Below are 13,250 nucleotides of genomic sequence, written 5' to 3'. Positions count from 1 at the left end.
AATACTTATAGATAACAATAGAGTTGACAACATTAAAAACATGAAATCATGAAAAATAAAAACGGAATTTTGGCATTTGCATTATTAGGATTAGCAGCAGGTACAGCAGCTTACTATCTATTAGCAACAGAGGATGGAAAAAAACAGATGGATCGTGCGAATGACGGTATCAAAAGTCTGACAAAATCCCTAAAAGATCTTTCTAAAAAAGAAGCTAAACGCGCTTCTAAATTTGCACAATCTGCAAAAGATGAAATCATGGAACTGAAAGGTAAAGCTAAAGATTTAGGTAAAGATCTGGCAGAAAAAGCAAGCAGTGCAGCACACAACATGGCGAATAAAGTAGATGAAGGAGCTTCAAAAGCAAAATCCAGCATCGACAACGCATAATCTGATATAGCTTAAGGCTATATATCGTTTCGCTACACTATTCACATTCGATTTTTAGTATCTTTGTAGCGAATGAATTTGTTTCAACAAGTTAAGACTTTAGTATATAAAGATGTACTGTTAGAATGGCGATCTAAATACGCTATCAATGGCATCTTACTCTACGTGGTATCTACGGTTTTTGTCTGTTATCAGGCATTTACAGCCGTAGATTCCATTGTTTGGAATGCCCTCTTCTGGATCATTATGCTTTTTGCATCTATCAATGCCATCAGCAGAAGTTTTGTACAGGAGAGCACAAACCGTCAACTTTATTATTACTCCATAGTTGACGCCAAAGCAATCATTCTTTCCAAGATTATTTACAACACACTGATCATGATGCTGTTATCTGCAATAGCGTTCAGTGTATATGCTATAATCTTCCGGAATCCCCTTGCAGATCCCCTGTTCTATTTCATTTCCGTGATACTGGGAAGTATCAGCTTTGCATCAGTATTTACCATGGTATCAGGTATCAGTTCCAAGGCTGGGAATAACAGTACACTAATGGCTATCCTTAGTTTTCCTGTTATCATTCCGCTGTTACTGGTTCTCATCCGTTTGTCAAAAAATGCAATGGATGGACTGGAAAGAAGTCAGAGTCTGGATCATATTGTTGTATTACTTGCGATTAATGTGATAACTGTTACGATTTCTTTATTGTTATTTCCTTACCTTTGGAGAGATTAAAACAGTACAAAATTTAGAATTGAAATGAGAAAAAATTGGTGGAAAATCCTTGCCGTAGTTTTAGTAGCAGCATCCATCGTTGCAGGATTAATTGGCCCCGTCCCTACTCTCCCAATACTCCATGAAAGTATCCGAAATGTTTATTTCCACGTACCGATGTGGTTTGCGATGCTCACCCTCTATCTTATCTCCGTCATTTATAGTGTCAAATATCTGAATTCAGGAAACATGAAATATGACCTGATTGCTGTAGAAGCAGTAAATACAGGGATTATTTTTTGCTTTCTCGGATTAGGAACCGGTATGCTGTGGGCTAATATTACATGGGGCGATCCCTGGCCAAAAGATCCGAAATTAAATAGTTCGGCTATAGCCACACTGATGTATCTGGCCTATTTAGTACTGCGAAATGCACTTGACGAAGAGCAGAAGAGAGCCAAAATATCGGCTATCTACAACATCTTTGCCTTTCCGGTCATGATCGTCCTGCTATATGTGTTACCGAGACTCACGGATTCTCTGCATCCAGGGAATGGGGGTAATTCCACATTTAGTGACATAGATATGGACAACAATCTGAGACCTGTATTGTACGCTGCCGGTTTAGGCTGGAGTCTTATCGGAGTATGGATAGGTTCACTCCGTTACAGAGCCAGATTAATCGAGCGCGAACAATTTAACAACGAAATTAATTAATCGATAGTAAGATTCATGAAACAAACTATTCTATCTATATTCTTCATTTTGTGTACGTCATTGTATGCTTCGGCACAAGGTGAAATCGAAATGGCAACGGGACTGAGAAGCTCAGGAAAAATCTGGGTTGTAGTTCTGGTTTTACTTCTTATTTTTCTGGGTGTAGCAGCATACCTCTTTACACTGGACAAAAGAATCAGCAAATTAGAGAAAAATAACAAAAAGTAATTTTATCGGGGCGTTGACATACAAAAGTTTACGCCCTGATTGCATAACATCTAAGCGCCTAATATAAACGAGATCCGGATCAATGATCATCAATCAGTTCAGAAAATTTACACCTGTTAATATCGTATTACTCGCAGTAATTGGACTCGGGTTATGTCTTGGTGTATTTCTGCATCTTCCGGATGAACTCACCCCCATGCTGTTTGAGCCTGCGCTTAATAACCTCTTAGGCTTACAATTCGGACTGACACTGGCACCACAATCAAATGTGCTGACAACTCTTGCCCTTACGCTGATACAGGCATTTTTACTCAACAGGCTCATGAACAATTTTAATTTTCTGGGCAAACCGAGTTTTTTGACAGCATTGATGTACATGACACTGGCCAGTCTCTTCATTCCTTTTTTAGTCCTTTCACCCACACTTATCTGTAACTTTATTTCCATCTGGATGCTCAGCAAATTGCTGAATATCTATCACCATCAGGATATCAAAGGGATCATGTTTGACCTGGGTATGATTGTCGGAATAGGCAGTCTGGTCTATTTTCCGTTTATTGTCATGTTTATTCTCTTGTGGATAAGTCTGATTATTTTCAGACCCTTCAACTGGAGAGAATGGATTGCAACATTACTCGGATTATGTACCATATATTTTATTATCGGGGTTATTTATTATTGGCTAGGCCGTATAGATCAGTTTTTTGGAATATTCAAACCATTTACGAATTCATTTCCAAAGTCCTTACATATGGACTTCCATGATTACCTTGTATTGGTACCTATACTTTTTGCTCTGATACTCTTTTTACTCATATTGAAAGATCAGTTCTTTAAGAGTATAGTCCATGTCAGGAAATCCTTCCAGTTACTGTTTTTCATGTTACTTTTGGCGATCGGTTCCTTTTATCTTAATCCGGTCATTTCTGAAAGTCACTTTTTACTTTGCGCACCACCGATTACCATTTATTTGGCTTACTATTTTACTTACGCCAAAAATAAATGGATATATGAATCTCTTTATGCTATAATTATTATGGCAATTATCTACTTTCAGTTTATGTAAAAAACTGAAAATAAGAGCTTTAACCTTTTTTAACAAATAGAACTTACGGAATAATCAAAAAATAGATAGTTTTGTAACTGAAAAAATCAGGATACTACTGACATTCAAGCAGGAATATATCCGGATCTGATCACTGAAAAAACAAGAATTGTTGTTAAACATAAGCACGGAGATGTATTTCAAAACCTTATATTCGGATCAACACAAAGTTGCCAGTAAAGGTCTTGATTTTTGTTTAATACATGACCGTATTTTCGAGGATAACAGAGTTTCCTGTTTAGGAACTTTGAACAAGCGTGTTGCTAACAGTCTCCCGTATTATAGAAAAATATGCGATAGCATATACGGGAATTATGGCATCAATATCAATTTTTAACATGCAGAAACACTTTATACAAGGGCTGAAAAAGACAGCTTCGACATTATTTATTGCATTAGGTATCCTGTCTTGCGGCACAGCAGTATATGCTCAGAAGTCGACTTCAGCGTCACCTTATTCCAAATTAGGCATTGGTCAGATGCGCCTAGATTTACTCCCGCAAACCAGAGCAATGGGAGGAATTTCTACAGGTTTGAGATATCTTGGCGGAACAAATACTATGAACATAGCCAATCCGGCTTCCTACAGCGGTTTTCACCATACCATATTTGATGCCGGACTTTACGGAAATGTAACACAGCTGGAAAAAGGAAGTGCTGCAGATAATACCGCAGATTTTGCTTTCAGCCATATCACCATGGGAATTCCTTTGGGTAAAGCGGGTGGTGTTGCTTTCGGTCTTTTGCCTTTTTCAGATGTAGGTTATTCTTACAATAATATCAAGACGCTGGACACCTTGTCTTACAGAAGTACACTTTCAGGTGAAGGAGGATTGAATAAAGCATTCATCGGATACGGAATAAGTCCTTTCAAAGGTTTCAGCATAGGAGCGAACGTAAGTTATATATTTGGTAATCTCACCGATATCTCCAAAATTGAATTCCCGTACAGCTTAGGAGCTTACAATACGACACAAAATAATATTCGTTCATTTTCCGGAGCATCACTGGACTATGGGGTACAATATTTTAAATCTTTGGGCAACAAACTCAACCTGACAGTCGGATACTCAGGTTCCCTGAATAATACGATCAAAGATAAATCTACCATACTCATTACCCGTACGCAACCAAGTCTTTCAGATGTAGAAAATATTGCTACGGATACGTCATACATCAATGAAAAAGGATCCAGAAACATTAATCTTCCTTTGAAGCATAATGTTGGATTTACACTTGCGAAATCAAACAAATGGCTGGTAGGTGCAGATTTCAAATATGCTGACTGGTCAGATTTCCAGGTAAGACAAGGCGAACAACAACTGGGGAAAAGCTATGGCGTAGCAATAGGTGGGCAATTCACACCTGATCCTTCATCGATCCGCTACCTGAACCTGGTAGATTACCGAATCGGATTCAGATACGACAAGACACAAATGAATATCAATGGCACCGATATCAAAGATATGGCCATCACTTTAGGTATGGGTCTTCCTTTACCGTCTACACCTTATTCCCGTGCATTCTCTAAGATCAATGTCTCAGCAGAACTTGGACAGATGGGCACCTTGTCAAACAATCTTGTCCGCGAGCGGTATATCAATTTCAATATTGGATTTACACTCAATGACAAGTGGTTTTCACGAAGAAATTATGATTAGTAGCGATTGCTAATGACAGCATTCATTTCTATATTAAAACATACACTGCCCCTATCGATAATATTATGGTTAGGGGCAATCTTATTACACTCCTGCGAGCCCGATCTTAAAGAAGTAGACCGTATCGCCAATATGAAAAAAGGAGAGGCTGTAGACATCTCTTACGGCGTCACGATTACATATAGTGATTCTGCACTGGTAAAAGCGGTACTGACCAGTCCGGAAATGCGCGTTCATCATGACACAACAAGTAATTACGAATTTCCAAAAGGCGTAAAAATTGTATTTTATGATGCTCTTGGTAAAGAAAGTCAACAGATTGTATCGGATTATGCGATCCAGCGGGAAAAGCAGAAAACAACTACCTTCAAAAAGAATGTAGTCATCACCCGGATTGATGGTTCCATCATAAAAACAGAAGAACTTATTTATGATGAAAACTCCGATTCGTTTTATAACCACGTGATGATCACAGGTTTCTTTAAAGATGGCAGAGGTAATCTACAGGGATCATCTTTTACATCAGATGCTGACTTTAAAGATGTCCGGATTCAGAATGCAACAGGTTTATACTACATTCAGGACAACTCAGCATTCCCTTCTTTTGGCAATTAGACCGTGTAAAACAAAAAAAGTAGGAGAATAGTTTTCAACAACAATAAAATATTACGCTTTTTTTTATAAAAGTTGTATCTTGCACCTCGTTTTTAGTGTAGGTGAATTATTAAACTAAAAATCAGCATTTAAACAATAAAATACAGTTTATAAACTATGGGATTAATGACCTTTTTGCGAAACCGTGCGGGTTTGATCGTAACCGTTATCGGTATTGCAATTGTTGCATTTTTGTTAGGAGACGTTGTACGTACTGGAGCGCCTTTTTTGGCCGACTCAAAGAATCAGGTAGGAAGCGTCAATGGAGAATCAATCAGCTACCCTGATTTCAATGTTCAGGTTGAACAAGCATCAGCAATGTTCCAACAACAAATGGGTGGAGGAAGCCTCACCCCGCAAATGAAAAATTATGCCGTTCAGCAAGTATGGAATCAATTTGTAACCAAAGAAATTCTAAAACAGGAAGTTGAGAAAATCGGTTTGTCAGTAGGTAAAGACGAATTGAATGCATTGGTAAATGGTCCAAACCCATCTTATCAGGTCGTTCAGGCTTTCACAAACCCTCAGACGGGTCAGTTTGACAAAGCACAACTGAATATGTTCCTGAGCAGATTGAAAAGTGAAGGCACCCCTGAAATGCAGCAACAATGGGAAATGTTACTGGAAAGCGTACGTGACGAGCGTATGGGCACCAAATACACAAACCTGCTTAACAACAGCATTTACGTCACTTCTCTGGAAGCAAATGACGATTACATTCAACGTAACAAACTTGCAAACTTTAAATATGTATTGTTAGACTACTCTTCTATCAAAGATGCTGACATCAAACTGACAGATGCAGACTATAAAGAGTACTACGATGAAAATAAAAATGCATTCAAAAATCCTGAAGAAACACGCTCTATTGAGTATGTACTTGTAGACGGACGCCCTAATCAAAGAGATACAGCTGCAACATTAGCTGTTGTTCAGAAATTAAAAGCGGATCTTGCTGCATCTACAAATGACTCTTTATTTGCAAGTGTAAACTCAGATACAAAATATCCGTACACTTATCTGAAAAAAGGTCAGGTAAGCCCTGCTCTTGATTCCGTATTGTTCAATGCTCCGGTAGGTGCTACAGTAGGTCCGTTTCTTTCAAATGGCGTATACGAAATCGCTAAAATCAAAGATGCTACTTTCAGCCCTGATTCGGTAAAAGCAAGTCATATCTTATTAAACCCGACTGCAGAAGGCGGTGTTGACAAAGCTAAAGCCAAAGCAGACTCTATTAAGAATCTGATTGCAAAAGGCGAAGCATTCGGTCCATTGGCTATTCAGTTCAGTCAGGACGAAGGCAGCAAAGCAAACGGAGGTGATCTTGGAACATTTGGAAGAGGAAGAATGGTTCCTGAATTTGACAAAGCAGTATTCGAAGGCAAGACTGGAGATGTATTGATCGTAAACAGTCAGTTCGGTGTACACATTGTAAAAATCGAAAAACAAGTCGGAAACTCTAAAGTAGTAAAAGCTGCCATTGTAGATAAAGCCATTTCAAGTGGTAAAGAAACAATCGATGCAGCATATGCAAAAGCAAACAGCTTCTTCTCTGCTTTGGATAAAGATAATTTCACAGCTCTGGCTGCGAAACAAGGTTTGAAAGATGCAACAGCAAAACGTGTTACTGCAATGGACAATACGTTAGATGGCAACGAAGTACCAAGAGAATTGTTGAGATGGGCATTTGATGCCAAAAAAGGAGATGTAACAGATAAAGTTTATGAAACAGATCATACTTTTATCGTTGCTCGTCTGGCAGATATTCAACCAAAAGGACTTCTTCCTTTGGAAGCTATTAAAGCTGATATTGAAACTCCGGTAAGAAATCTGGTAAAAGCCAGACAACTGAAAGAAAAAGCAGAAAATGCTTTGAAAGGAGCATCTTCAATTGATCAGGTTGGTCAGAAATTAGGTAAATCACCTATTCAGGTTGAAAACATAGTATTAGCAAATCCTGTTATCCCGGGAGTAGCATTGGAAAACGCAGTTGTAGGTACTGTATTTGGATTACAGCCAAACAAACCTTCAACAGCGATCAAAGGAAATCAGGGTGTATATGTTGTACAGGTAAACGGATTTGTAAATCCTAAAAACCAGGTAGCAACAGAGATCAAAGCACAACAGAAACAGTTGATCGCTTCTAAAGCGCAACGTTCATGGAACTCTATCTTCAAAGCACTTCAGGATAAAGCTAAGATTGATGACAATCGCATTAGATTCTTTTAGAATATAATTAAGTAACTTTGTAGCCGGACAGTATTTGTCCGGCTTTTTTTATTTTTATGATCATGGAAATTCAAGAAAATATCGTTAATAAAGTAGCACAAAGCGGACTAATAACCTTTGATCTGGCCAGCCTTGCTCCTGCCGGAGAGCTTACCGAATATGACATCAAGGATAATCTTTTTCATGGATTGATATTAAAGGAAAAAGACTTCAGAGAATTTATTAAAGAAAACGACTGGACAAGATATACAGACAAACATGTTGCCATTACTTGTTCTACAGATGCCATTATCCCGACATGGGCAATCATGTTGTTAGCAAATAAACTTGAACCTTTTGCAAAAACTGTTATTTTTGGAACAAAAGAAGAACTGGAAAGCCAGTTATTCCAAGAAAAGTTAGCAACTTTGGATATGTCAAAGTTTGTTGATCAGCGCGTTGTTGTAAAAGGTTGTGGTGATGTGCATATTCCAGAGTCTGCTTTTGTGACATTTACGGTAAAATTAAGCAAAGTTGCAAAAAGTATAATGTACGGTGAACCATGCTCGACAGTACCGGTTTTCAAGCGAAAGCCTTAATGTAGTTTTTTAGAATTGTAGTTTTAATTGATATATGAAAAGAATCTTTACGTTACTTATTATTGCATTATACTGCATTTCAAATGCACCGGCACAAATGCTCCCGTATTTAAAAGAATCATCTTATCAAGCGGGAGAAAAACTACAATACAAACTCAGGTACGGTATCGTATCAGCCGCTACAGGCTCCCTGATGGTGTCCGATTCCAAACTTCGGTTCAGTAATCCCAAAACATTTCAATTGACAGCTTTTGGATCAACATCCGGGGCTTTCTCGGTATTGTATACTGTAAAAAACAAATACAATTCATATATAGATGGCAGTACATTCCTTCCCTACCTGTATACGGAAGATATTCACGAAGGAAGCTATACCAGACAGGATTATGTAACCTTCGATCATAAGAAGCAATCTGCAAAAGGGAAAAAAGGGACTTTTCAAAGTCCTACTCCACAGACTTTCGATTTACTGTCCGCTTATTACTTTTCACGTAACCTCGACCTTTCTAAACTTAAGATAGGAGATTCATTCAGAATCACTTATTTCTTGAACGATGAAATGGCCTCTCTGGGCATCAAATATCTCGGAGTAGAGGACGTGAAAACCAAGCTTGGCACATTAGAATGTATAAAATTTAGCCCAGAGATCAAACCCGGACGTATTTTTAAGAAAAACAGTCAGTTGTATCTTTGGGTCACAAACGATGGAAATCGTATTCCGGTAAAGGCCGAAGTCGAAATATTAATCGGCTCGATTACTATGGAACTTACCAAAGCTGAAGGTTTGAAATATAAACTAGGTCAACGAGTAAGCTATTCAAAATAACATCATGATAGAAGTAGGAAGTGTCCTGGTACACGAAGATTTGATTGAAAATGATTTTGTTTGCAACCTTTCCAAATGCAAAGGCGCGTGCTGTATAGAAGGAGATTCAGGAGCTCCGCTAAAAGAGAGTGAACTGGCTGTCCTGGCAGAAATATATCCGAAAGTAAAGCCTTACATGACCCAGAAAGGCATCCAGGCTGTAGAAGAACAGGGTACTCATGTCATTGATGTGGACGGCGATCTGACAACAACCTGCGTAGACGGCAATAAAGAGTGCGCATATGTTACCTGGGAAAACGGAGTAACAAAATGTGCCATTGAAAAAGCATATGAACAAGGTGAAATTCATTGGAAAAAACCTATTTCATGTCACCTCTATCCTATCCGTACGACACATTATCCCGAGTTTGATGTCCTGCATTATGACAGGTGGCATATCTGCAAAGATGCATGTTCGTTCGGCAAAGAACTACAGGTACCTGTGTACCGCTTTTTGAAAGATCCGCTTATCCGTGAGTATGGAGAAACCTGGTATCAGGAATTAGAGAATACTATAGAATCATTATAATCTATTTCTTATCTTTAGACTTCAAAAAAAGTATCTAAATCATGGTTTTTAACCATCATACATGCTAAAGTTAAACGATATACAGAAGCCTATAGCCAATGAACTGGCGGCATTTGAACATAAATTTAAGGCTTCCATGCAAAGCTCCGTTCCTTTGCTGGACAGAATTACGCATTATATAGTAAAGCGTAAAGGAAAGCAAATGCGCCCTATGTTCGTTTTCTTTTCAGCAGGGCTATGCGGATCGATAAACGAATCTACATTTCGGGGTGCTTCACTTGTAGAGCTTTTGCATACTGCATCTCTCGTACATGATGATGTGGTTGATAATGCAAATGAAAGAAGAGGTTTTTTCTCAGTCAATGCACTATGGAAAAATAAGGTTGCTGTATTAGTCGGTGATTTTTTATTATCAAAGGGACTTCTGCTTTCTGTAGATAATAATGATTTTCATCTTCTTAAGATCGTATCGGAAGCTGTAGAACAAATGAGCGAAGGGGAACTGTTACAGATCGAAAAGGCACGTAAACTGGATATAGAAGAATCGGTTTATTTTGAAGTCATCAGACAAAAAACAGCCTCCCTCATTGCATCTTGCTGTGCCTGCGGAGCAGCCTCTACAGATGTAGATGAAGAAACCGTAAAAAAAATGCATGCTTTCGGTGAGAAAGTAGGGATAGCTTTTCAGATAAAAGATGATCTTTTTGACTTTGGACTGGATGATGTCGGCAAACCTCTCGGGAATGATATTAAAGAGAAAAAAATGACCTTGCCGCTAATTTATGCATTGAGCCAGACGGATAAATCAGAGAAAAGACGGATCATTAATCTCGTTAAGAATCATAATGAGGATAACAAGAAAGTCGCAGAAGTCATCGCTTTTGTCAGAAGCAGCGGAGGACTTGACTATGCTACCGAAAAAATGTTTCAATACCAGCAGGAAGCATTCGAAATATTAAACTCTTTTCCGGAGGGTGTTTACAGAACCGGGCTGGAACAATTGGTGAGATATACTACTGAACGAAAAAAATAAATATGAGTCACGAATTAATGTTTTTTGGAGGATTTATTCTTTTTATCATCCTCATGTTAGCCATTGATTTAGGTTTATTCTCCAAAGGAGACAAACCTATTTCCCTAACCACAGCCGCCGTCATGAGCGTGATATGGGTGCTGTTTGCATTAGGTTTTTTCGTCGTATTAAGAATCTGGGGTAATCAGCTCCATGATGTACATGATATTGCCCGCTTACAGGAAGTCATCGCCAAGCATTATCACAACATCAAAATCAATCCAAATGACTTAGCTGCCAGCATAAAGATCTACAACAATAACCTCTCATTAGAGTATATAACAGGTTATGTAGTCGAATATGCGCTGTCTGTGGACAATATTTTTGTCATGGTGCTACTCTTCCATTCCTTCGGTATTCCGGAAAAATATTACCACAAAGTATTAGTTTGGGGTATATTGGGAGCGATTATACTACGTTGTATATTCATTTTTGTCGGAGCGGCATTGATTGCTAAATTCGGATGGATCTTATATGTATTCGGAGCATTCCTTGTGTATACCGGAATAACGATGTACATCAACCGTAATCAGGAAGAAGAAGTCGATCCGCAAAATCACGCAGTTGTTAGATTTGCATCTAAATATTTCAAAGTATATCCTAAGATTGAACATGGAAATTTCTTTCATATCGAAAACGGAATACGCTATGTAACACCATTATTTCTTGTTCTGCTGGTTATTGAATTTACAGATCTGATCTTTGCAGTAGATTCGATTCCAGCTATCTTTTCTGTAACCAAGGATCCGTATATCGTATTCTTCTCCAACATCTTTGCCATATTGGGATTACGTTCTATGTTCTTCCTGTTAGTCAACATCATCCACAAATTCCATTACCTGAAAGTCGGACTGGCATTTCTCCTGGTCTTTATCGGATTAAAAATGTTGTTGCATAGCTGGTTGGAAAAATTTGGTTTTACAACGACTCACTCTCTGATCATCATCCTCAGTATACTGGTCATTAGTGTCATAGCTTCACTCCTCTTTCCACAAAAGAAAGATGATCCTGCTTTAAAATAATCAGAAAAGGCACCTTAAAGGTGCCTTTTCTGATTGTCAAATCTCCGGCACTTGCTATGTTGTAATATTTTTACATTAGACATGAAGCAATTGTCATTAATAAAGTTAAATTCGTCCCATAAATTATAATACAAATTACATCAATATGAAATATCCATGCTGTACAGACTGCACAAACACCAATAAATAGAGTTTGGATATTCCATATGGCCATTGAAAATCAAATTAAATACATATGAATTGGAATAAATCACTTGTGCTGGCTGCATCATTATTTGTTGCATCTTTTCAGGTACAGGCACAAGACAATTTAATTAACGCTTTAAAAGCAAATCAAAATGACAACAGTAAGGCTGGCTTTACGTTTACAGAAGTAATTAATCTGGCTAATACATCTATTAAAGATCAGGGTTCTTCGGGTACGTGCTGGTCTTATTCCGGAAACTCATTCTTAGAATCTGAAATGATACGTATGGGCAAAAAACCTGTGGAAATCTCTCAGATCTTTAGTGCCAGAAATACCTATCTTGAAAAAGCCAAAACATATGTTCGTCTTCACGGCGGATTGTCTCTTGGCGAAGGAGGACAATTCCACGATGTGTTAAATGCGTATCGCAAATACGGAGCACTTCCTCAGGAAGTATATACAGGCTTACATTACGGATCAAAGCGTAATAATATCGGTGAAATGACCAATATGCTGGATGCTATGTTAGGTACATTTGTAAAAGCAAAAAAATTGACACCAAACTGGGAGAAAGCATATACAGCAGCAATGGACTCCTATCTGGGTGAAGTACCTGAAAAATTTGATTATCAGGGTAAGTCATATACACCAAGAACATTTGCTGATCAGGTAATCGGAATCAATCCGGACGATTACATCGGTCTGGCTTCTGTAACAGATCATCCTTACTACAAACAATTTGTATTGTTGATCCCAGACAACTGGTCATTTGACAGATTCTATAATGTTCAAATGAATGATTTGACATCTGTTATTGATAATGCATTGAAAAACGGATATACAGTGGCATGGGCAACAGATGTATCTGAAAAAGGATTCAGCTGGAAAAACGGTGTGGCTTATGTTCCGGAGAAAGCATTTGAAGACATGAATGATGCAGAAAAACAATCGATGTTCGTAGGTCCTCAGCCGGAAGCCAAAATCACTCCTGAGCAAAGACAACTGGCATTTGACGATTATACAACGACAGATGACCACGGTATGCACATTGTAGGACTTGTAAAAGATCAAAACGGAAAAGAATACTACATCGTTAAAAACTCCTGGGGTGTTTCAAACGATTACAAAGGATACTTATACGTGACAAAAGAATTTGTTCGTTACAAAACAACATCTTTGCTTATACATAAAAACGCAATTCAAAAAGATTTAAGATCAAAAATGGGATTCTAATCCACTTTTAATCAGAATGAAAAAAGTCTCCGGTGATATAATATGGCCGGAGACTTTTTTTTATACATA

14 protein-coding genes are annotated in these 13,250 nt (G+C 38.1%); all 14 read left to right on the top strand.

Annotated features, from left to right (window positions below):
• The first annotated feature begins 48 nt into the window (after positions 1–48).
• The 14 genes from I6J02_RS09930 (at position 49) to I6J02_RS09865 (ending at position 13,181) form a co-directional block, all read left to right on the top strand.
• Positions 49–390: a YtxH domain-containing protein gene (locus I6J02_RS09930; RefSeq protein WP_201681518.1), complete on the top strand. Its 342-nt coding sequence runs from the start codon at positions 49–51 to the stop codon at positions 388–390.
• Positions 391–462: 72 nt separating this feature from the next.
• Positions 463–1,122 (top strand): heme exporter protein CcmB, encoded by a 660-nt coding sequence (locus I6J02_RS09925; RefSeq protein ID WP_201681517.1) that lies wholly within the window; start codon positions 463–465, stop codon positions 1,120–1,122.
• 24 nt (positions 1,123–1,146) lie between these two features.
• Positions 1,147–1,818, top strand: coding sequence for a cytochrome c biogenesis protein CcsA (gene ccsA / locus I6J02_RS09920; RefSeq protein ID WP_201681516.1), 672 nt, complete (start codon positions 1,147–1,149; stop codon positions 1,816–1,818).
• A gap of 15 nt (positions 1,819–1,833) precedes the next feature.
• Complete coding sequence (locus I6J02_RS09915) at positions 1,834–2,046, top strand: CcmD family protein (protein WP_201681515.1); 213 nt, start codon at positions 1,834–1,836, stop codon at positions 2,044–2,046.
• Positions 2,047–2,128: 82 nt separating this feature from the next.
• Entirely contained in the window at positions 2,129–3,112 is a 984-nt protein-coding gene (locus I6J02_RS09910; RefSeq protein WP_201681514.1) for a DUF6427 family protein, read from the top strand.
• Positions 3,113–3,489: 377 nt separating this feature from the next.
• Complete coding sequence (locus I6J02_RS09905) at positions 3,490–4,812, top strand: hypothetical protein (protein ID WP_201681513.1); 1,323 nt, start codon at positions 3,490–3,492, stop codon at positions 4,810–4,812.
• 12 nt (positions 4,813–4,824) lie between these two features.
• A complete protein-coding gene (lptC, locus tag I6J02_RS09900) occupies positions 4,825–5,427 on the top strand; it encodes an LPS export ABC transporter periplasmic protein LptC (RefSeq protein WP_201681512.1) in 603 nt (200 codons plus the stop codon).
• Positions 5,428–5,583: 156 nt separating this feature from the next.
• Positions 5,584–7,695, top strand: coding sequence for a SurA N-terminal domain-containing protein (locus tag I6J02_RS09895; RefSeq protein ID WP_201681511.1), 2,112 nt, complete (start codon positions 5,584–5,586; stop codon positions 7,693–7,695).
• 56 nt (positions 7,696–7,751) lie between these two features.
• On the top strand, positions 7,752–8,273 hold the full coding sequence (locus I6J02_RS09890) for a DUF2480 family protein (RefSeq protein WP_201681510.1): 522 nt from the start codon (positions 7,752–7,754) through the stop codon (positions 8,271–8,273).
• Between the two features lie 34 nt (positions 8,274–8,307).
• The gene (locus tag I6J02_RS09885) at positions 8,308–9,099 is read left to right on the top strand and encodes a DUF3108 domain-containing protein (RefSeq protein ID WP_201681509.1); all 792 of its coding nucleotides are present in this window, start codon (positions 8,308–8,310) and stop codon (positions 9,097–9,099) included.
• 4 nt (positions 9,100–9,103) lie between these two features.
• On the top strand, positions 9,104–9,667 hold the full coding sequence (locus I6J02_RS09880) for a DUF3109 family protein (RefSeq protein WP_201681508.1): 564 nt from the start codon (positions 9,104–9,106) through the stop codon (positions 9,665–9,667).
• 61 nt (positions 9,668–9,728) lie between these two features.
• Positions 9,729–10,700, top strand: coding sequence for a polyprenyl synthetase family protein (locus I6J02_RS09875; protein ID WP_201681507.1), 972 nt, complete (start codon positions 9,729–9,731; stop codon positions 10,698–10,700).
• A 2-nt stretch (positions 10,701–10,702) separates the two neighbouring features.
• Entirely contained in the window at positions 10,703–11,761 is a 1,059-nt protein-coding gene (locus tag I6J02_RS09870; RefSeq protein WP_201681506.1) for a TerC/Alx family metal homeostasis membrane protein, read from the top strand.
• 235 nt (positions 11,762–11,996) lie between these two features.
• Positions 11,997–13,181: an aminopeptidase C gene (locus I6J02_RS09865; RefSeq protein ID WP_201681505.1), complete on the top strand. Its 1,185-nt coding sequence runs from the start codon at positions 11,997–11,999 to the stop codon at positions 13,179–13,181.
• Positions 13,182–13,250 lie beyond the last annotated feature (69 nt).

This window comes from Sphingobacterium spiritivorum, assembly GCF_016725325.1.
Taxonomy (GTDB): Bacteria; Bacteroidota; Bacteroidia; order Sphingobacteriales; family Sphingobacteriaceae; genus Sphingobacterium.
The sequence above is the reverse complement of the archived record's forward strand: the minus strand, read 5'-3'. Positions and strand labels throughout refer to the sequence as shown.